Genomic DNA, 20776 nt, shown 5'->3' with positions numbered 1-20776 from the left:
CAATATCAACTTCATTAAGATGCCATATTACACTTATATACTAACTAATAAGAATAAAACTGTTCTTTATGTAGGAGCGACTCGTAATCTTAAAATACGAATGGTTCAACATAAGACTAAATATTACCCCAAGTCTTTTAGCGCGCAATACAATTGCTACAACTTGATGTACTACGAATTATTTGAAACGCATAATGAAGCTCTCGCAAGAGAAAAGCAGTTGAAATCTGGAAATAGAAAACGGAAAATTTCATTAATCGAAAGTAAAAATCCTGATTGGTTAGATTTGGCAAGTTCCTACGCTTCGCTTGGAAATGATGATTATTTAATAAAAGAAATATGGTAATAGGTGTATTTGGTTTGGTGGTTATTGAATCGCAACAGATTACTTCGCTACACTCGTAATTATGAATAATAAGCAACTACTAGATATCGCAAATAACTGGTTCCAGTCGCAAGACTGGAAACCTTTTCCGTTTCAAAAACAAACGTGGAAGGCGTTTCTTGCGGGTAAAAATGGATTGCTTAATGCACCTACTGGGAGTGGTAAGACGTATGCACTTTGGTTTCCGGTGGTTCTTAATTACATCAAACGAAACCCTGATTACAAGACCAAACATAAAAAAGGATTAAAGGCCATTTGGATCACTCCGCTGCGCTCGCTTTCTAATGAGATTGAGCTTTCGGCTTCTCGCATCACACAAGATCTCGGCACACAAATGACGGTAGGAATACGCAATGGCGATACTTCTCAGTCTGAACGTGCCAAGCAAAAACGTTCCATGCCTGACTTGCTCATCACCACACCCGAGAGCTTGATGCTTTTGATTGCTTCTAAAGGGTATGAGAAAGTCTTTAAAGACTGCTCTGCCGTAATAGTAGATGAGTGGCACGAACTACTTGGCACTAAGCGAGGCGTCCAAATGGAACTCGCCTTGAGCCGATTGAAAACTGTCGCTTCAAATATGCGTATCTGGGGGATTTCGGCAACGATTGGAAATCTTGAGCAAGCTCGAGAAGTACTACTGGGTTATGAAAGTGACGCTTTTCGCGAAAGCGTAATTGTCAAAGCAAACATCAACAAAAAAATTACCGTCAAGTCTATCATTCCAGACGAGATGGAAACCTTTCCTTGGCGTGGTCATTTGGGATTGCATTTGCTGGAATACGTCGTACCCATTATCAACAACAGCAAGACGACCTTACTTTTTACGAACACGCGAAGCCAGTGTGAGATCTGGTTTCAGCGTATTCTTGCGGCACATCCTGAGTATGCTGGTGAGATTGCAATGCATCACGGGAGTATCAATAAAGAGACGCGCACGTGGGTTGAGGGCGCCATTCGCAACGGCTCTCTCAAGGCAGTAGTTTGTACTTCTAGCCTTGATCTAGGAGTAGACTTTGCGCCAGTAGAAACCATTATCCAAATAGGCGGCCCAAAGGGTGTCGCACGCTTTTTACAACGTGCTGGGCGATCTGGTCACAGTCCTGGCAAGGAGAGTGTGATTTACTTTTTGCCTACACACGCCATAGAGCTGGTAGAAGCCTCTGCTTTGCAACGCGCTGTTAAGGAAAACACGGTGGAAGATAGAATTCCGTATCTCAATAGTTTTGACGTCCTGATTCAGTATCTCGTGACGCTAGCCGTGTCTGACGGATTTTTACCCGAAGATATCTGGCCAGAGATACAGACTACGTTTTGCTTTCAAGCAATGACAAAAGAGCAATGGGAATGGTGCCTTAATTTTATGACGATGGGTGCGCAATCGCTACAAGCTTATGACGAGTATAAGAAAGTGGAGATTCTTGAGGACGGCAGATTTAAAGTGAATTCTCGTATGGTGGCAATGCGCCATCGCCTGCAAATAGGTACCATTGTGAGCGATGCAAATCTTGTAGTCAAATATCAAAAAGGTGGTTACATAGGCACTATTGAGGAGTTTTTCATCAGTAAGTTAACGCGTGGTGATGTGTTTACTTTTGCAGGTCGCAACCTCGAGTTTATCCGTATTAAAAATATGGAGGTGCACGTGCGTAACAGCTCAAAGAAAACTAATAAAGTCCCCTCGTGGATGGGCGGCCGACTTACCTTGAGTAGCCAAATGTCCCAACTACTACGGGAGGAACTTTATACTGGGAATTCGCTTTCGCGAAAGCGGTCTCTAGAGATTAATGCGCTAGAGCACATTTTTAGACAGCAAAAGGTAGAGAGCATCATCCCGAGTGATGAGCAACTGCTCATTGAAACTTTTAAAACACGCGATGGTTATCATCACGTTTTTTACCCTTTTGAAGGTCGTTTTGTGCACGAGGCTATGGGAAGTTTACTTGGGTATCGTCTTAGTTTACTAGACCCTATTACCTTCTCTCTTGCCTTTAACGACTATGGTTTTGAGCTACTTTCAGACCAACCTATAGACATACAGCAGCTACTAGATAACGACTTATTTACGACTGCATATATGCACGACGACTTGCAAAACAGTCTTAATGCTACGGAGATGGCCAGGCGAAAATTTAGAGATATTGCGGTAATCTCTGGGCTTGTTTTTACTGGTTTCCCAAACAAGCAAATCAAACAGAAACACCTGCAAAGTAGTAGTCAGCTGTTTTTTGATGTGTTCCGTGATTATGAGGCAGAGAACTTACTGTTTCAACAGGCATTTACAGAGACTTTTGAGCATCAACTAGAAGAAGGTCGCCTGCAACAAGCGCTTGAGCGTATAGAGACGCAAGAAATTATATGGATGGATTGCGAGCAACCTACGCCTTTATCTTTTCCAATAATTACAGACCGCTTACGCGAAAAATTGAGCAGCGAAAAACTAGCCGACAGGATCAAGAAAATGACTGCAAAGTTGATGCGGAAAAAGAAATAATAGCCCTACGAAAGATTGTACTAAAAGTAAATATCTTGCGCCGTTCTAAAGGTATTTGCGTGTGCCTCAATAATAACTTTTATGTCTGGGGAATAGCCACCGCCCATACTACATTGCACGGGAATTTTTAAATCGTAACAGGTTTGTAATACAAACCGATCGCGCTCTTTACAACCTTCTATACTACATCCAAGCTTACCCAATTCGTCACTCGCTAAAATATCGACTCCGCATAGGTAAAAGATGAAATCTGGTTGTTGCTCTTTAATGAGATTTGGCAATGTTTTTTTGAGAGTATCGAGATACTCCACATCGCCTGTATCAGTCTCTAATGCAATATCAAGATCTGAGATTTCTTTTCTAAAAGGATAGTTTGCCTTACCATGCATAGAAAACGTAAACACCGAGTCATCACCCGTAAAAATCTCTGCCGTACCATTACCTTGATGTACATCGAGATCTACAATGAGTATCTTTTTTGCAAGCTCGTTTGCTTGTAAATATCGCGCAGCAATCGCTTGGTCGTTGAGAAGGCAAAACGCCTCTCCGTGATCTGTATAAGCGTGATGCGTACCGCCAGCAATATTCATCGCAATACCATTTTCAAGCGCGTAGTGACACCCATCAATGGTTCCTTGAGTGATGATTAATTCGCGATCTACAAGTTCTTGTGAGAGCGGAAAACCCGTTTTTCGCTGTGCTCTAGGGTCGATAGCTAGCGCTTTAAGATTCTCTACATACTCTGTAGTATGACATCGCAAAATATGCTCGTGAGCTACCTGTGTAGGGACAAAAAAGTTATCCTCTGTACACGTACCTTCATACACTAACTGCTTAGGAAGCAAATCATACTTCTCCATAGGGAAGCGATGCCCCTCAGGCAGTGGGTGTTTGTAAATGGGGTGGAATGCGATTTTGAGCATTAAGTATATTATGATGAGTATACAAATATACAATCACTCGTCATTTCGAGCTTGCCGAGAAATCGCATAGGAGTAAGTACATAAAAAAAGGAAAGTGAGGAGCTACTCGTGTGATCTCTCCTATCGTCGAGATGACAATCCCTCGTCATTTCGAGCTTGCCGAGAGATCTCATAGGAGTGAGAACATAAAAAAAAGAAAGTGAGGAGCTACTCGTGTGATCTCTCCTATTGTCGAGATGACAATCCCTCGTCATTTCGAGCTTGCCGAGAAAGCGCATAGGAGTGAGAACATAACAAAAGAAAGTGAGGAGCTACTCGTGTGACCTCTCGACACGCTCGAGGTGACAAGAATGCTTTCTTGCAAATACGCTATATTTATGATTTACAATCTATTATGTTTACCAATTTCTACATCTACATAACTACAAACCAATACCGAACGACTATATATATAGGCGTAACAAACAATATTCAAAGAAGGATTAGTCAGCATTATTTTGACTCTCAAAATGAGAAAAAATCATTTGCCGGTAAGTACAATTGTTATGAACTCGTCTATTATGAGGGTTTCCAATATGCAAAAGATGCTATTTACAGAGAGAAACAACTAAAAAGGTGGAGTAGAAAAAAGAAAAACCAGCTTATAGAAACTGTTAATCCTAAATGGGAGAGCTTAAATAATGAAGTGTTTTAAAGAGTAAATTCTTAGTTTCTCGTGTGATCTCTCCTAACGTCGAGATGACAATCACTCGTCATTTCGAGCCTGTCGAGAAATCTCATAGGAGTAAGCGCATAAAAATCTAGTCGTGTGACCTCTCGACAAGCTCGAGGTGACTAGGACTATGTCGCGAACAATCAAGTTTTCCGCAGCCTGTATTTTTGAGCTACTCGTGTGATCTCTCCTAACGTCGAGATGACAATCCCTCGTCATTTCGAGCTTGCCGAGAAATCGCATATGAGTAAGTGCTAAAAAAAGCTACTTGTGTGACCTCTCGACACGCTCGAGGTGACAAAACTTTTACTTCTCCAACTTCAATTGTATCCTCTTTCTTGCGATATCAACTTCCAGCACTTTTACAATCACCTGCTGTTGTAAACTTACATGTACACTTACATCACTCACAAAACCATCTGCCAAGTTTGAGATGTGTATGAGGCCGCTTTCTTTGATGCCTATGTCTACAAAGGCTCCAAAGGCCGTTACATTATTTACAATCCCTGGCAGCAATTGACCTGGCTGTACATCTTCTATGGTTCGTATGTTTTGATTAAAAGTAAACACCTTTGCTTTTTCTCTAATGTCTAGCCCAGGCTTTTCTAGTTCGCTTATAATATCGGTGAGTGTAGGAAGTCCTACCTCATCGGTTACATATTTTTGAAGGTCTATCGATTTAAGAAGGCTTGTATTTCCTATCATTTCGGCGATAGAGACTTTTTGATCTTTGGCGATACTTGCAACCAATTTATATCTTTCTGGATGTACAGACGAGTTATCTAGCGGATTTTCGGCACCAGTAATTCTTAAAAAGCCTGCGGCTTGCACAAATGCTTTTCCTCCCAGACGTGGTACCTTTTTAATCTCCTGACGTGTTTTGAAGGGTCCTTCGCTTTCGCGAAAGCGTACTACGCCCTCGGCAAGTTTTGGTCCAATACCTGACACATAACTCAATAGCGGAGCACTTGCCGTATTTATATTGACACCCACGGCATTTACACAGTTTTCTACCGTCTGATCTAGTGATTTTTGAAGTGCAGTCTGATCTACATCGTGCTGATATTGCCCGACGCCAATGGACTTTGCATCTATCTTCACCAGCTCTGCCAGCGGGTCTTGCAACCTACGACCTATAGAAACTGCGCCGCGAACTGTCACATCATAATTAGGAAACTCATCGCGGGCAATCTTACTTGCACTGTAAATAGAAGCCCCTGCCTCACTCACTACAAAAACCTCCATCGCATTCTTAAAGTGAATGCGTTTTACAAGCCTCTCTGTCTCGCGGGAAGCCGTACCGTTACCGATGGCGATTGCTTCAATTTTATAAGCATCTGTAAGACTAGAGATTTTCTTTATAGCACCTGTATCATCATTTTTTGGTGCGTGTGGGTAGATGGTTTCATTATGTAACAACTGTCCCTGTGCATCAAGGCACACCAGTTTACAACCTGTTCTAAAACCTGGGTCTAGTGCAAGAATACGCTTCTCACCTAGCGGCGAACCAAGGAGTAATTGTTTTAAATTTTTTGCAAAAACTTGAATAGCAGTTTCATCTGCTGTTTTCTTTGCTTCTGAGAGACTCTCATTGCTCAATGCAGGAAATAATAGTCGCTTGTAGGCGTCTTTTAGGGCTATCTCAATCTGTGTAGCGCTATCTCCACAAGAGCGTATGAGTTTGCGTTCTATTTTATCAAGCGCTCGCTCATCATCAATGACAACTTTCACACGAATGTAACCTTCATTTTCGGCTCTTAAAATAGCGAGGAGCCTATGCGAAGGACAGCGGCTTAGTGACTCAGACCAGTCAAAATAATCACGGAATTTCTGAGACTTTTCCTCTTCTGCCATTTTCTTAACCACCTTCGTCTCTATGGTGGCAAAACGCTTTAACTGCTCACGGATGTTATCGCGTATATCTATGCGCTCATTAATCCACTCAGCTATAATGTGGCGTGCTCCTTCTAGCGCACTTTGTGCATCCAGAACTTCCTTATTAGTATATCGATGCGCTAGCCCTTCTGGGTCTTGCGCATTTTGAGACATAATAATTTTGGCAAGTGGTTCTAGTCCGTTTATACGCGCTGTCTCAGCCTTAGTTTTACGTTTTTTCTTGTACGGCAGATACAAATCTTCTAAGGTCGTAAGATCTTGCGTTTTTTCAATCTTATCTTTGAGTTCGCTGGTAAGAACGTCTTGCTCTTCTAGTGATTTAAGAATTGATTTTTTACGTTTTTCTAAAGTCTCAAACTGCTCTTTAAGCTCGATAATTTTTCCAATCTGCACCTCATCTAGTCCACCCGTCGCTTCCTTACGGTAGCGGGCTATAAATGGAAGTGTGCAGTCTTCTGAAAGAAGATTTAAGGTAGCCTTTACACCTTTTTCTGATAAGCCTGAGCTTTTGATTACGAATTGTAAAACCTCCACACGCTTAACTTATCATATTCCCATTACTCACCCCTTCAGCGTCAGGATTTACAAAAACCAACTTACCGCTAGCATCCTCTGTCATTAAAATCATTCCTTCACTCTCTACTCCACGTAGTGCTCTTGGAGCCAGGTTTACAAGTACCGTTACTTGCTTCCCAATTACTTCTTCTGGAGTAAAGCTCTCTGCGATACCAGAAACGATGGTACGCACATCTATACCTGTATCTACTTTTAAGATGAGGAGTTTCTTCGTTTTCTTCATCTTTTCTGCTTCAATGATGGTACCTACTCGCATATCGAGTTTTGTAAAATCGTCAAAGTTAATAAGCTCTTTTTGTGGCTCTACTACCGCATTTTCGGCAGCAGCTTCTGCTTCATTTGCAGCTTTACTTGCTTCTAGTTTATCTAGCTGTACTTGTATCTGACTATCTTCTATTTTTGAAAAGAGTAATTGAGATTTATTGATTGTGTGTCCAGCTGGCAATAACACTTCTTTTGAAGTGATGTCACTCCACTGTAATGCATTCTCAACATCACTAGCAGGAAGGTCAAGAATATTTTTAAGCGTTACACTTGTATGTGGTAATAACGGCTCACTTAATATAGCAAGTGCTGTAGCAATTTGTAAAGCCACATACATTACTGTTTTAGTGCGCTCCTCGTCAGTTTTGATAGTCTTCCACGGCTCTTCGTCTGCTAGGTATTTATTTCCTAGGCGAGCGAGATTCATGAATTCTGTTTGGCTTTCGCGAAAGCGGTATTTTTCAATACTACTACCTATCACCGCTGGATATGCTTTTATAGCATCTAGCACTTCTTTATCTAGCTCATTAAAAGCTCCAGGCGTAGGCACAACACCTCCATAATACTTATGTGTAAGCACCGTCACGCGATTAATTAAATTACCAAAAATCGCTACGAGTTCGCTATTATTTCTAGTTTGAAAATCTTTCCAAGTAAAGTCATTATCCTTAGATTCTGGGGCATTTGCGGTAAGTACATAACGCAACACGTCCTGCTGATCTGGAAATTCTTCCAAATATTCATGTAGCCACACCGCCCAATTTTTTGACGTAGAAAGCTTGCGACCTTCTAGGTTTAAAAACTCGTTTGCAGGCACGTTATCTGGTAAAATATATCCTCCATGCCCCTTTAACATTGCAGGAAAAATCAAACAGTGAAAAACGATATTATCCTTCCCAATGAAGTGAAGTAATTTTGTGTTTTCATCTTTCCAATAAGGTTCCCAATCCTTTCCTTCACGTGCTGCCCACTCCTTTGTAGAAGAAATATAGCCAATAGGCGCATCAAACCAAACGTACAATACCTTGCCCTCTGCTCCTTCTACTGGCACAGGGATTCCCCAGTCCAAATCACGAGTTACGGCACGAGGACGTAGTCCATCATCTATCCATGATTTACACTGCCCGTAAACGTTAGTTTTCCAGTCTTTTTTATGTCCTTCTATAATCCACTCCTTAAAGAAGTCATTATATTGATCAAGTGGTAAAAACCAGTGCTTTGTTTCCTTAAGTGTAGGTACAGCTCCCGTAATCGCACTCTTTGGGTTAATTAAGTCTGTTGCATTGTGCGAAGTACCACAGCTCTCACACTGATCTCCATAAGCCTCTTCAAAACCACACTTAGGGCAAGTTCCCGTCACAAAACGGTCTGCAAGAAACTGGTTTGCCTCTGCATCATACAACTGCTCGTTAGTTTCTTCTATAAACTTACCTTGATCGTACATGTTTTTAAAAAACTCAGACGCTGTGTCATGGTGAATTTTTGCAGAGGTACGTGAGTAGTTGTCAAAAGTGATCCCAAAATCTTCAAAAGATTTTTTGATAATCGCATTGTATTTATCTACTACATCTTGCGGAGTTACCCCTTCCTTTTTTGCCTTAATTGTAATAGGCACTCCATGCTCATCACTACCACATATAAAAGCAACATCTGCTCCCTGCATACGCTGGTAACGCGCATAAATATCTGCCGGAACATACACTCCTGCAAGGTGGCCTATGTGTATAGGTCCGTTAGTATACGGCAGTGCCGCTGTAATTGTATATCGTTGTGGATTCTGAGACATATTGTGTTCTTTAAGAAGCGACAAAAATAAAGAAAAACAAGCAAGGAGTATCTATAAAGTATTCTAGCTTTAACTCGGTATTGTTATGCTAGGAGCGCTGCAGTAGTTGTAATAAGCAGCTGCCTCTCCCGCTATTCATTACAATTCCTCACCTTGCTATCGCTAGGTTGCGGGATTTTCATTGCTATCGGGGCTATGGAGCATGGTTTAGGAGTTATAAGCACCTCTCAAATCATCTTGTTTTAAGATAATAAGTAATTAACCTTTTCATCAAATTACCAGATAGTTTAAAATCCAAACTGCCGTTAAGTTAGTATATTGAGGTGTGAAAAATACATTAATGGTTACACCTCCTTATCTTGTACAAGGCGACAAAGTCGCAATCGTTGCTACGGCACGTAAAATTTCTAAAAGAGAGCTAGAAGAAGGCATTGCCTTACTTAAAAGCTGGGGCTTAGTTCCCGTATTGGGCAACACCATTGGGCTAGAAGATAATCAGTATGCTGGCACAGATTTTCAGAGAGCACAAGACTTTCAGCAAATGCTAGATAATACGGAGATTAAAGCCATATGGTGCGCGCGTGGTGGCTACGGGACGGTACGCATAGTAGATGATCTAGATTTTTACAAGTTTGTCAAGTATCCCAAGTGGATTGTGGGCTACTCTGATGTGACAGTTTTACATAGCCACATTCATAAAATAGGGTTCAAAACGATACATGGGACAATGCCTGTATCGCTTGATGACAATACCGCTTTCGCGAAAGCGTCATTAAAACAATCGCTTTTTGGCGAGCAACCTAACTTTAGTTACAACACCACAAATAAACTTAATAGACTAGGCACTGCAAAAGGCACGCTTGTGGGCGGAAATCTCTCTATTCTTTACAGCCTTTGCGGAAGCAGCTCTGACCTTGATACGGCTGGCAAAATCTTATTTATAGAAGATCTGGATGAGTACCTCTATCATATAGATAGAATGGTAGTCAACCTAAAACGCAACAGGATGCTGGATCACTGTGCGGGTATGGTTGTGGGTGGTATGACGAAGATGCACGATAACAGAATCCCTTTTGGGAAAACGGCTCAAGAGATTGTACTAGATGCTGTAAAGGAATGTGACTTCCCAGTAGCGTTTGACTTCCCAGCAGGTCACGTAGATAATAATAATGCGCTGAAGTTGGGGAGTGAGATTGAACTTGTTGTCACTCAAAATACCACAAAAATAACTTATCTCTAAACAACTGATGACCCCAAAAGAACTAGGCGAATACGGTGAAGAACTAGCAACCCTGCATTTAATAAAGCAGGGTTACACTATTCTTGAACGTAATTGGTTTTTTGGAAAAATTGAAGTTGACATTATCTGCCAGAAGGAAGAAGGAATCCTCGTTGTAGTAGAAGTAAAAGCACGTAACTCAGATTTCTTTGGCGATCCGCAGAGTTTTGTAAGTCCTGGAAAACAGAAGACAATCGTTAAAGTAGCAAATGAGTATGTACTAGAAAATGATCTAGATGTCGAAGTCCGATTTGATATTATAGGAGTACTTAAAAACTCAAAACAAGTGCGCTTGGAACATTTTGAGGATGCTTTTTACTTTTTTTAAAATGACAGTTCTTATTAACCTACTTGCTTTTTTATTGTCTCATACACTCTGAGAATAAGTGCCACATTTACAGCTTGTGCCAGTATACTTGCTGGTCCTGCTACAATAGCTAAAAATATAGTTAGCATCATAAAACCCAATACCATTTGTAAAATACCGGATGCTTGTGGCAACTGTCCTAAGCCTTTAAGCTTAAATAAACTATAACCAAAAAACATGGACATTACACCAAAAAACACTACGTACATAACACCATAAGCCTCCATAGGCATTACAACATAGTTCATATCAATAAGGGCATATCCAGCAAGAATTGCGTTAATGATAATAAATAGCGTCGAAATTATTTTCAAAAAATTGTTCTTAAATAAGTTTCCGATAAGTATAAAAGTGCGCATAAATACTGAAAAAAAAATAATAGAAAGCACCCCAAGTATAATGGTAAAAACTCTTCCAAAGTAATAGGTACCCTCCGCTACAAAGTAAAAATCATCTACAAGTTCAAATACAAATGCGATCATACTTAATATTCCAGCAATCCAGCCTACGTGAAGTTGTGTAAAGAGATACGACACATCCCTACTTTCATCTATTTCAAAAAGCATTGCCTTTTTTACTTTGGTTTCAAAAATGGTGTCTTCTTGCAGGTCATCTAGATCTCTATCTAGCGCAGAGAGAATGGTTTTAATCGTATAAACACGTGGCATTGTTTCTCCAGCTTCTATGCGTTGTATCGTGCGCACAGAAATATTACACTGTTCTACAAGTTCTTCCTGCGTTAATCCTTTCTGCTTGCGCAGCTCTAAAATCTTTTGTCCTAATTCTGGTTGTTTCATCATAAATGTTTTGCCTTGTAATGATGCGCATCAAATGTACAAGAAGTTCTACACTACAATAGTATGGCTCATTTATGATTTGTTTCATTTTTTGAGCAGTATTTAACCCGACATTTGCACGTCACTTCAGTAAACACAACGTTTTGCACGTTTTACGCTTTCGCGAAAGCGTACCTTTTAATATGTATCTAACCACCCAAAATGCTTCTCATTAAGCGCTGTTTTATGCTCCTCGAGGTAACTCACAAAGGCTTGTGCGGTGGGAGAAAGCTGCTTGCTTTTTTGCCAGATGAGATTCCAGTGTGTGGTGATAGGCAATCCTTTGCTGGGGATGATTTGAGCATCACCGCTCGTAAGTGCATTTTTAAGCCCCACTAGCGGGAGTATAGAAATTCCTATTCCAGAAATCACTGCTTGCTTTACCGCCTCGTTTGAGGTAAGCTCTATTTTTTTACGAGTAGGAAGTTGTCTGTCTGCAATATAATTTTCCATAGCTGCCCGTGTTGCAGATCCTTTTTCTCTATACACCACAGGTAATTTATCAAAGTCTTTTTTTGATATGGTTTTACCTGAGTAAGTGTGCTGTCTGCCTCCTACTAAAAATAATTTATTAGGCATGAGCGCGACAGTTTCTATAGCAATGTGGTCTGGAACTACAGATACCAGCGCAAAATCTGTTTCATTTTTTTCAAGATGGCGCACCACGCGAGTCTTGTTTGTCACATCCATCTCTAAATCTACACCAGGATGCATATTCATAAAATCTGCTATGTAATAAGGCATCAAATATTTACCCGTAGAGACGATGGATATCTTCAATTTACCCGACAGCTGACCTTGATAAGCCATCGTTTTGTAATTAATTGCATCTACTTCGGCTATTATTTTACGTGCTGCAGCTGCAATTTCTTCGCCAAAATCTGTTACAAATAATTGTCTCCCCACAACTTCCGTAAGCGGAATAGGAAACTGATTTTGGAAATTTTTAATCTGTATCGAGACCGCTGGCTGCGTGAGATGTAGCTCCTCTGCAGCTTTTGTGATGCTCTTAAATTCTGTGACCTTCAAGAAAACCTGAAGCTGGTGCAATGTATAATGCATTAAAATTATTTATGTAATTCATTATAAATATAAATAAAAATATATGAACTCTAGCCCACATCTTTGCACCATCAAAAACACAGAGATATGTTACACAAACTTAAAATGACCACATTTAACGCTCGTGAGTACTCTCAAAAAGAAGGCACTTCACAACCTGAAATACAATGGGCTTCCCTATTTAAAACTATTCAAAAGGCAGTGCTTATAGCAATTCCCATCGTGGCACTAACACTATCTGTCCTTAGTGATTTTCTCTTTTTTAAAGAAATAGCATCTGCTTCGTTTTTAATCTTACTCATCTCGTTTATCAATATTGCTGGCGGAAAGTCATAATTCATTCACATTTTAAATACATACTATCATGAACACACAAACAACAGACGTACTCACAATGACAGATCAAAAAATCAACCTTATAGATGGAGTATTTACAGCAACCGAAGCTGGAGATATCTTACACGCAATGCTTGACAAGAAAATAAACTTTCACAAATTACAACGCTTAAGCCGCACAGAAGGCAACATAGGCGATGCATGTGAGTATGATAGCGGCCGCATCATCGAACTTATAGATGAGAAAGGAAAATTAAAAGACTTTTTAAATTCAGTGCGCGCAGATGGTAGCAAACTGGAAATAAAAAGTACCGTACAAATAAGTCTAAAAAAATAATTGCCTCTCCACAAACAACATCTAACCCATATATATGGACTTACATCTACTGGTTGATAACTTGACTAATCCTGCTCTCTTGTTTTTCTTTTTAGGATTACTAGCGGTACAACTCAAAAGTGACTTAGCCATACCGCCTAGTTCTTCAAAATTCATATCCCTATACCTACTATTATCCATAGGATTTAAAGGAGGTCAAGAGCTAGCTCACTCAGAGCTTAATATGGAGATTGTCTGGTCCTTACTTTTTGGGATAGTACTAGCTCTTGTGGTTCCATTATATGCTTTTTTTATACTTAAAAAGCGCGTAGGTGTTCAAAATGCTGCAGCTATCGCCGCTGCTTACGGCTCCGTTAGCGCAGTGACATTTGTAACTACTGTAGCATATCTCGATATGGAGCAGATATCCTACAGTGGTTATATGGTCGCAGTTATGGCAATCATGGAGGCACCATCCATTATTATAGGTGTACTATTAATGATGGTCTTTACCGCAAACCGTGACAAGACTATCTCTATGGGTAGTATCATCAAGCACTCCGTGACTAATGGTAGTGTTCTTCTAATTATAGGAAGTCTTATCATAGGTTTTATGGCAAGTGACGCACAAGCACAAGGTATTGCACCTTTTACCACAGATATTTTTAAAGGTTTTCTAGCTGTCTTTTTACTAGATATGGGAATCTCAAGCGGTAAAAAAATAGGAAGCCTCAAGGAGTATGGCGCTTTTCCTTATGTATTTGCAATCGCCATCCCTATTGTAAATGGTATTATCGTGAGTTTACTAAGTGGGTTTATAACAGAGTCTGTAGGTAACAGGTTGTTGTTTGCCATACTTGCAGCAAGTGCCTCCTATATTGCAGTCCCTGCCGCTATGAAACTCGCTGCGCCTAAAGCAAACGAAGGACTATACTTACCTATGGCACTTGCCATTACATTCCCCTTTAACATCACACTGGGGATGCCGCTTTACCTCTGCATTATAAACTGGAGTTAATATAATTTTTAATCACGCTTTCGCGAAAGCGTACTCAAAACCAAAGCGATAGAGAATGAACGCTCCTAATGATTGTTCAATGCCGTTTTAGGTCTTAAAAAATGAAATAATGGCTACCTTAACGCAAAACCACCAAGGTATGACTGCTATATTAAAATCACTTTCTGAGTATGTACAAATAGCAATAGGTATTGCCCTCGCGAGTATAGGGCTTAAAGCCTTTTTACTGCCTAATGGTTTTCTGGATGGTGGAGCTACGGGTATCGCGATTTTATTAAGTAAAAAGTTAGATCTAGACATCTCATTACTGCTATTTATTGTGAGCATTCCGTTTCTTGTGTTGGGTTTTTATAAGCTTTCGCGAAATATTCTATTAAAAAGCACGGTGTCCATCTTAATACTAGCAGTGCTTATCGGGGTTGAGTCCTTCCCAGTAATTACTGAAGATAAGCTGCTTATTGCAATTTTTGGCGGTATGTTTCTAGGAGCTGGTATCGGCATCAGTATACGCAACGGTGCGGTACTCGACGGATCTGAAATTCTAGGGATTTATGTCTTTGATCTTTTTGGAATAAGCATAGGTAAGACCATTTTGGCTTTCAATATTATGCTATTTATTGTCACTGCTTTAGTACTTAGTGTAGAGGTAGCGCTATATTCCATACTTACCTATATCGTTACGGCAAAGTTTATCGATTTTTTTATAGAGGGGTTTGAAGATTTTATAGGGATCACCATTATCTCTCCATCATCTGAAGAAATAGAACAAAAGATTCTTAACGAACTAGGCACTGGTATCACCGTCTATAAAGCTGCTGCTGGTTATGGAAGTACGGGTCATAATAATGAACGCCGCGTGATACAAACCGTGATAAACCGTATACACCTGCGCAAAATACACAAGCTCATAGACTCCTGTGATCCCGATGCTTTTATCGTAGAGTTTGATGTAAATAATGTTAAGGGAGGAGTTTTAAAAAGATATTTGAATCCTCAAAGTTCAAAAAAGCTGGCTAGTCTTTAAGGGTTGTCTAATGATGCGTTGTGCTATTTACGCTTTCGCGAAAGCGCAACCCTACAAACTCAAGTAATATCCTAAATTTATCCAGAATCGATGATTTGCAGTAGCTTTAAGAAATGAATCCATACGGTAGTCCACACCAATCTCAAGTTTATTTGCATCGTTTGCGAAATAACCTAAAGCAGGAACAAACCTGACCTCGAGATCTGTTGCATCTCCTTGAATGGAATATACATACTCGTTCCCTAGTTTTAAATACACTTCTCCTGGGTCTATAAACTCACCATTGAGCGATATATCTGAAGATAGTCTGTATCGCGCTCTAAACTCAACCTTTTGCCTAGCATTAAATGTTTGATCTGTACGGAAGCGATGCCCCAAACGGAAACTAAAATAAGGTACAGTAAATGAGTACTGTTGTATCGCACGATGTATAAGGTCCTTGTCACGAAAACGAGCCAAGTATCCTATCCCCACTTTTGCATCTACTCCCACAGTGCGCGTGGCAACCGTAGTGACATCTAGCAAGGAGTAAAATACATCTGTATCATTATTACCCTTAAAATCTCCTTCACTTATTTCAAAACGAGGTGCAAATTCTACATTGATGTTCCACAGCTCATTGATTTTTGTGCCAATATTTACTTCTGGAAGTATACCCACTTCATAAAGCGATTGCCCGTAAAGTAACGTGCTCGTGAAAAATATGAGTATAAAGGATGAGAATTTAAACATACTCAAAAGCGTAAAATATTATCACGTCGTATGCTTACTTGAGACCTACTTATGAAGGCTCCTTTCTCATTAAAAAGAACTTCATAACGCTTTGATTTTCTACCAGAATTGCGTGTTTTTACTACTATCTCAAAATGCGGCGTGAGCGATGATGCCGTAAGCATCTCTACATTCCTATCTACGATTTCATTTGCAGTGTTATTATACTGTGCTTGTATTTTCTCTACCTTAAAATAATCAAATTCTTGCGTAAAATAGTTTGATATCTCTTGTCTTGTCTCTTCAGGCAAATCTCCTAACCCAATAACTATTTCTACATCTTCTAGAACTCCATCTGTAGTAAACTCTACACTATGACGTTTTCCTTTGTATCTAAATTTTGCTTCAATACTAACGCCATCATCACCTACTTCTTGTAGCCATTTTATGGACCGATTTATATGGAAGGTGGCAATAAAGTCTTTTGCTTTTTGTGGAACAAGCTCGGGTTTAATTCGGTATTCTCTTTCCGTTTTTACAGCATCTTGTGCTTGCGCACGACACATAGATGTCTGTAGCAAAACACAAATACACATTAAGGAGAAAGAATATCTAGTCCACACGATCTTCCTTTTTTGAATTAAATAGCCATCCTAAGGGCAGCCATATCACAAAGAAGAGGAACTTCCCAGTTACCAAACCTATAATGGTGATAATTGCAGCAATTACTGCAAGCGTTGGTTTCCAAGATTTACTCCCCATCATCCATAGGCAGCTCTGCTGCTTTTTTCTTTGTACTCTCTGGCATTAATGGTCGTAGCAATGCTACCACATCATTTACCGTCTTAGCATCGTCAGATTTTAAGAGTAATCGCAGTCCCTTAGATAGTTTTTTCTCTTTTATCCCAATACGGTATGCGTTTTCTTGTACAAATTTAAGCACACGGCCAAAGGCTGGGCTTTGATAGAAGGCACTCTGCTGGTCTGCAATAAAAAAGCCAGTGAGTTTTCCATTTTTGAGAACTACTTTCTCGAGACCTATTTTAGTCGCTACCCACTTGATACGAACAGAATCTAGCAAATCTTCGGCTTCTTCTGGTAATGGCCCAAAACGATCTACGAGTTGGCGTTCAAAATCATCCAGTTGCTCCTCTGTTTTTACATTATTGAGCTGCGTGTATAAGTTTAAGCGTTCAGTGATATTGTTTACGTAGTCATCTGGAAATAGCAGACTAAAGTCAGTATCAATTACAGTGTCTTTTACATAATCTTTTTCTGCTTTCGCGAAAGCGGGATCATCATTATATAACTCTGAAAATTCATCTTCCTTAAGCTCTTCAATGGCTTCATTTAATATTTTCTGGTAAGTATCAAAACCTATCTCATTGATAAATCCACTCTGTTCTCCTCCTAGTAAATCTCCGGCACCACGTATCTCAAGATCCTTCATCGCGATATTGAAACCACTTCCTAGCACAGAAAATTGCTCCAGTGCTTGGATGCGCTTACGAGCATCATCTGTCATGGCACTATATGGTGGTGTGATGAAGTAGCAGAACGCTTTCTTGTTGCTACGTCCCACACGCCCACGCATCTGGTGAAGATCTGACAGTCCGAAGTTATTTGCGTTATTTATAAAAATCGTGTTCGCATTAGGCACATCTAGTCCGCTCTCAATAATAGTGGTAGATACTAGTACATCAAACTCGCCATTCATAAACGATAGCATCTTTGTTTCTAACGTTTTTCCTTCCATTTGCCCGTGACCTACTCCCACTTTTGCATCTGGCACAAGGCGCTGAATAAGACCCGCAACTTCCTTGATATTTTCAATACGGTTATGGATAAAGAATACCTGACCGCCACGCTGTATTTCATATTGTACCGCATCTCGTATCACCTCCTCAGAGAAGCGCACTACGTTACTTTCTATAGGATATCTATTAGGTGGCGCTGTATTTATGGTACTTAAATCCCTTGCTGCCATGAGCGAGAACTGCAACGTTCTCGGGATAGGAGTTGCTGTAAGTGTGAGCGTATCTACGGTTTCAGAAATAGTTTTGAGCTTATCTTTTACCGCAACGCCAAACTTTTGCTCCTCATCTATAACGAGAAGACCTAAGTCTTTAAAGTTTACATTTTTGCTAGTAAGTTGGTGCGTACCTATCACTATATCGATGGCTCCGCTCTCGATGCCCGCTAGCACTTCGCGCTTTTCTTTAGCCGTTCTAAAACGGTTGAGATAATCAATTTTTACAGGAAAATCTTTGAGACGCTCCTTAAATGTTCGTGCATGTTGATAGGCTAGAATCGTTGTAGGAACGAGTATTGCCACTTGCTTTCCTCCGTCAACCGCTTTAAATGCGGCGCGAATGGCTACTTCTGTTTTTCCGAAACCTACATCACCACACACCAAGCGATCCATAGGTCGCTCGCTTTCCATATCGCGCTTTACATCCTCGGTAGCGCTACTTTGATCTGGCGTGTCTTCATAGATAAAACTTGCCTCTAACTCATGCTGCATGTGCGTATCTGGCCCAAAGGCATAGCCTTTTTGCAACCTACGTTTTGCATATAATTTAATGAGGTTAAACGCAACGTGCTTGACTCTAGATTTGGTCTTTGCCTTAAGTTTTTTCCAAGCCTGGCTTCCTAGTTTATAAATTTGTGGCGGCTTGCCATCTTTACCGTTATACTTTGTGATTTTATGAAGCGAGTGAATACTTAGGTACAAAATATCACGCTCGCCGTAAATCAATTTAATTGCTTCTTGCGGCTTTCCTTCTACATCAATTTTCTGTAATCCACCAAATTTTCCAATCCCGTGATCAATATGCGTCACATAATCACCTACGGAGAGATGGCTCAATTCCTTAAGCGTTATGGATTGCTTTTTTGCATACCCATTCTTAAGATTAAACTTGTGATAACGCTCAAAAATTTGGTGATCTGTGTAGACCGCTATTTTCTGCTCATCATCTATAAATCCCTGATATAATGACAGTACCACTGTTTCATATTGCTTTACAATCGCATCTGCATCATCAAAAATGTCATGAAAACGCTTTGCAGCTTGCTCCGTCACACAGGCAATATAATTCTTATAACCCTTTGCCGAATTTTCATTCAAGTTTGCAATTAATAAGTCGAACTGCTTATTAAAAGAAGGTTGCGGTTGCTGCTCAAAAGTGATTGTTGTATCTGCTGTGGCGCCGTCAATTTTTGGGGTAAGATCTACTGTAGTAAATTGATCCAACTGCTGCTGTAATGCAGCTCCATGCATAAAAAGCTCCTCTGGTGAGTTGCGCTTTATCTCTGAGTCAAGGTTAGAAAATGCTTCTTCCGCTTTCGCGAAATTTTTATCAGTACGATCTACAAGAAGTGATCTGTTTTTTATAAAAACTACCGTTTTAGGCGAGATATACTCTAGAAAACTCTGGCGTACTTCTGTTAATGCCTTGTTCTCCACATTAGGCATCACCGAAATCTTTTTTACCTGCCCAGTTGAGAGTTGGCTCTCCACATCAAACGTCCTTATACTATCTACCTCATCACCAAAAAACTCAATACGATACGGCTCATCATGAGAAAATGAAAATACATCTACAATCCCTCCACGCACTGAAAATTCTCCCGGCTCTGTAACAAAATCAACACGTTTAAATTTATATTCAAACAGCATCTCATTTACAAAATCCAGCGACAGTTGATCACTCACCGCTATTTTAAGTGTCTGTCTATCTAGTTCTTTACGAGTAACTACTTTTTCAAAAAGCGCATCTGGATAGGTAACTAGCAATGCTGGCTTGCGGCGAGAGTTTATTCTGTTTAAAACCTCTGCCCTCAGCAAGATATTTGCATTGTCTATTTCTTCTATCTGGTAAGGCCTTCTATAGCTTCCTGGATAAAAAAGTACATTTTCTTCTTTACGTAGTTGCTCTAAGTCATTAAGAAAATAGGCAGCCTCCTCCTTGTCATTTAGAATGATGAGAAAAGGCGTTTCTGCTTTTTCAAAAGCGCTGCTTATCATAAATGACAGTGCAGAGCCCACTAGACCTTTGGCCTGTATGTTTGCAATATTTTCTTTAGAATAGGCAATAGATTCCCCTAGTTTCTGCAGTTGCAGAGACTGTGCAAAGTGTTGCGAGAGTTGGATGTTACTCAAGTAATTAGATTTTTTACAAAGATACGGAGTGCAACAGCTTTCGCGAAAGCGTTATTTACTTTTTACCATTTTCATAACACTACGCTACCTTAAGGTTCTATAATTTTAAATTATGAAAAACTGGACAGATCATCAGCTTGCATTTGTAATCGCGCGTATTACAATAGGTATTAATTTCTTATTGCACGGTGTAGTGCGACTTCCTAAAATGGAAGGTTTTGCCAGCGGACTATCAAAAGGTTTTGAGGGAACGATGTTACCTCCTGCGCTTGTGGAGCCTATTGCTTTTGGACTTCCTATTGTAGAACTTGTACTAGGAGTGCTACTCATCATAGGTTTTAAAACACGTCTTGCTGCAGCACTAAGTTTTATATTAATCACATTATTAATGGCAGGAACCTCTTTTAAAGAAGACTGGGATCTGGTAGGCTCACAAATGATTTATGTGATTTTCTTCTTCATCTTTATTAAAAATTTACGTCACAACACCTTTGCAATAGACGGAACACCAAAAACGGTAGTAGATGGATTTACAAGCTCACAGTAATTACAACTTCACTGGTTTGTAATAGTTAATCATACGCTTTCGCGAAAGCGTAACTAACATTTTACCATTTTCATAACAG

19 protein-coding genes are annotated in these 20776 nt (G+C 40.0%); 10 read left to right on the top strand and 9 right to left on the bottom strand.

Annotation, left to right across the window (positions count from 1 at the left end; genetic code table 11):
* The first annotated feature begins 19 nt into the window (after positions 1-19).
* Positions 20-346: a GIY-YIG nuclease family protein gene (locus ACJJVW_RS07890; RefSeq protein WP_405251259.1), complete on the top strand. Its 327-nt coding sequence runs from the start codon at positions 20-22 to the stop codon at positions 344-346.
* Positions 347-407: 61 nt separating this feature from the next.
* Positions 408-2879: a ligase-associated DNA damage response DEXH box helicase gene (locus ACJJVW_RS07885; protein ID WP_405251258.1), complete on the top strand. Its 2472-nt coding sequence runs from the start codon at positions 408-410 to the stop codon at positions 2877-2879.
* Positions 2880-2899: 20 nt separating this feature from the next.
* Here ACJJVW_RS07885 and ACJJVW_RS07880 read toward each other — a convergent pair whose 3' ends face one another.
* The gene (locus ACJJVW_RS07880; RefSeq protein WP_405251256.1) at positions 2900-3802 is read right to left on the bottom strand and encodes a histone deacetylase; all 903 of its coding nucleotides are present in this window, start codon (positions 3800-3802) and stop codon (positions 2900-2902) included.
* A 394-nt stretch (positions 3803-4196) separates the two neighbouring features.
* Here ACJJVW_RS07880 and ACJJVW_RS07875 point away from each other — a divergent pair, with 394 nt between their 5' ends.
* Positions 4197-4496 (top strand): GIY-YIG nuclease family protein, encoded by a 300-nt coding sequence (locus ACJJVW_RS07875; protein WP_339845800.1) that lies wholly within the window; start codon positions 4197-4199, stop codon positions 4494-4496.
* Positions 4497-4820: 324 nt separating this feature from the next.
* Here the strand turns inward: ACJJVW_RS07875 and ACJJVW_RS07870 are convergent, their stop codons facing one another.
* Both ACJJVW_RS07870 and metG read right to left on the bottom strand, forming a co-directional pair.
* The gene (locus ACJJVW_RS07870) at positions 4821-6944 is read right to left on the bottom strand and encodes a Tex family protein (RefSeq protein WP_405251255.1); all 2124 of its coding nucleotides are present in this window, start codon (positions 6942-6944) and stop codon (positions 4821-4823) included.
* A gap of 4 nt (positions 6945-6948) precedes the next feature.
* Complete coding sequence (gene metG / locus ACJJVW_RS07865; RefSeq protein ID WP_405251254.1) at positions 6949-9036, bottom strand: methionine--tRNA ligase; 2088 nt, start codon at positions 9034-9036, stop codon at positions 6949-6951.
* 340 nt (positions 9037-9376) lie between these two features.
* Here metG and ACJJVW_RS07860 point away from each other — a divergent pair, with 340 nt between their 5' ends.
* Together ACJJVW_RS07860 and ACJJVW_RS07855 are read left to right on the top strand one after the other, a co-directional pair.
* The gene (locus tag ACJJVW_RS07860) at positions 9377-10276 is read left to right on the top strand and encodes an LD-carboxypeptidase (RefSeq protein WP_405253079.1); all 900 of its coding nucleotides are present in this window, start codon (positions 9377-9379) and stop codon (positions 10274-10276) included.
* Between the two features lie 7 nt (positions 10277-10283).
* A complete protein-coding gene (locus ACJJVW_RS07855; protein ID WP_405251252.1) occupies positions 10284-10643 on the top strand; it encodes a YraN family protein in 360 nt (119 codons plus the stop codon).
* 14 nt (positions 10644-10657) lie between these two features.
* On the opposite strand, the gene ACJJVW_RS07850 is transcribed toward ACJJVW_RS07855, so the two are convergent.
* Both ACJJVW_RS07850 and ACJJVW_RS07845 read right to left on the bottom strand, forming a co-directional pair.
* The gene (locus ACJJVW_RS07850) at positions 10658-11482 is read right to left on the bottom strand and encodes a helix-turn-helix domain-containing protein (RefSeq protein WP_405251251.1); all 825 of its coding nucleotides are present in this window, start codon (positions 11480-11482) and stop codon (positions 10658-10660) included.
* Between the two features lie 174 nt (positions 11483-11656).
* Positions 11657-12580 carry a LysR family transcriptional regulator gene (locus ACJJVW_RS07845; RefSeq protein WP_405251250.1) on the bottom strand — a complete coding sequence of 308 codons (924 nt, stop codon included), beginning with the start codon at positions 12578-12580 and terminating at the stop codon, positions 11657-11659.
* Between the two features lie 87 nt (positions 12581-12667).
* Here ACJJVW_RS07845 and ACJJVW_RS07840 point away from each other — a divergent pair, with 87 nt between their 5' ends.
* From ACJJVW_RS07840 to ACJJVW_RS07825, 4 genes are all read left to right on the top strand, one after another.
* Positions 12668-12916, top strand: a complete 249-nt coding sequence (locus ACJJVW_RS07840; RefSeq protein ID WP_405251249.1) for a hypothetical protein — start codon at positions 12668-12670, stop codon at positions 12914-12916.
* Between the two features lie 28 nt (positions 12917-12944).
* Positions 12945-13253 (top strand): hypothetical protein, encoded by a 309-nt coding sequence (locus ACJJVW_RS07835; protein ID WP_405251248.1) that lies wholly within the window; start codon positions 12945-12947, stop codon positions 13251-13253.
* A gap of 34 nt (positions 13254-13287) precedes the next feature.
* Positions 13288-14250 carry a sodium-dependent bicarbonate transport family permease gene (locus tag ACJJVW_RS07830; protein ID WP_405251247.1) on the top strand — a complete coding sequence of 321 codons (963 nt, stop codon included), beginning with the start codon at positions 13288-13290 and terminating at the stop codon, positions 14248-14250.
* Positions 14251-14389: 139 nt separating this feature from the next.
* Positions 14390-15274: a YitT family protein gene (locus ACJJVW_RS07825; RefSeq protein ID WP_405251246.1), complete on the top strand. Its 885-nt coding sequence runs from the start codon at positions 14390-14392 to the stop codon at positions 15272-15274.
* A gap of 51 nt (positions 15275-15325) precedes the next feature.
* Here ACJJVW_RS07825 and ACJJVW_RS07820 read toward each other — a convergent pair whose 3' ends face one another.
* Genes ACJJVW_RS07820 through mfd form a run of 4 tightly spaced genes read right to left on the bottom strand, consistent with a single transcriptional unit; the run spans position 15326 to position 20150 of the window.
* Entirely contained in the window at positions 15326-16006 is a 681-nt protein-coding gene (locus ACJJVW_RS07820; RefSeq protein ID WP_405251245.1) for a DUF2490 domain-containing protein, read from the bottom strand.
* Positions 16007-16008: 2 nt separating this feature from the next.
* Positions 16009-16551 (bottom strand): hypothetical protein, encoded by a 543-nt coding sequence (locus ACJJVW_RS07815; RefSeq protein ID WP_405251244.1) that lies wholly within the window; start codon positions 16549-16551, stop codon positions 16009-16011.
* Positions 16552-16597: 46 nt separating this feature from the next.
* A complete protein-coding gene (locus ACJJVW_RS07810; protein WP_339845827.1) occupies positions 16598-16750 on the bottom strand; it encodes a hypothetical protein in 153 nt (50 codons plus the stop codon).
* Entirely contained in the window at positions 16737-20150 is a 3414-nt protein-coding gene (gene mfd / locus ACJJVW_RS07805; RefSeq protein ID WP_405251243.1) for a transcription-repair coupling factor, read from the bottom strand. Before mfd ends, ACJJVW_RS07810 begins: the two co-directional genes overlap by 14 nt.
* Before the next feature lie 112 nt (positions 20151-20262).
* Here mfd and ACJJVW_RS07800 point away from each other — a divergent pair, with 112 nt between their 5' ends.
* Positions 20263-20697, top strand: coding sequence for a DoxX family protein (locus tag ACJJVW_RS07800; protein WP_405251242.1), 435 nt, complete (start codon positions 20263-20265; stop codon positions 20695-20697).
* Positions 20698-20776: the final 79 nt, after the last annotated feature.

Origin of the sequence: Dokdonia sp. Asnod3-C12 (genome assembly GCF_045063975.1) — a bacterium.
GTDB lineage: Bacteria > Bacteroidota > Bacteroidia > Flavobacteriales > Flavobacteriaceae > Dokdonia.
The sequence above is the reverse complement of the archived record's forward strand: the minus strand, read 5'-3'. Positions and strand labels throughout refer to the sequence as shown.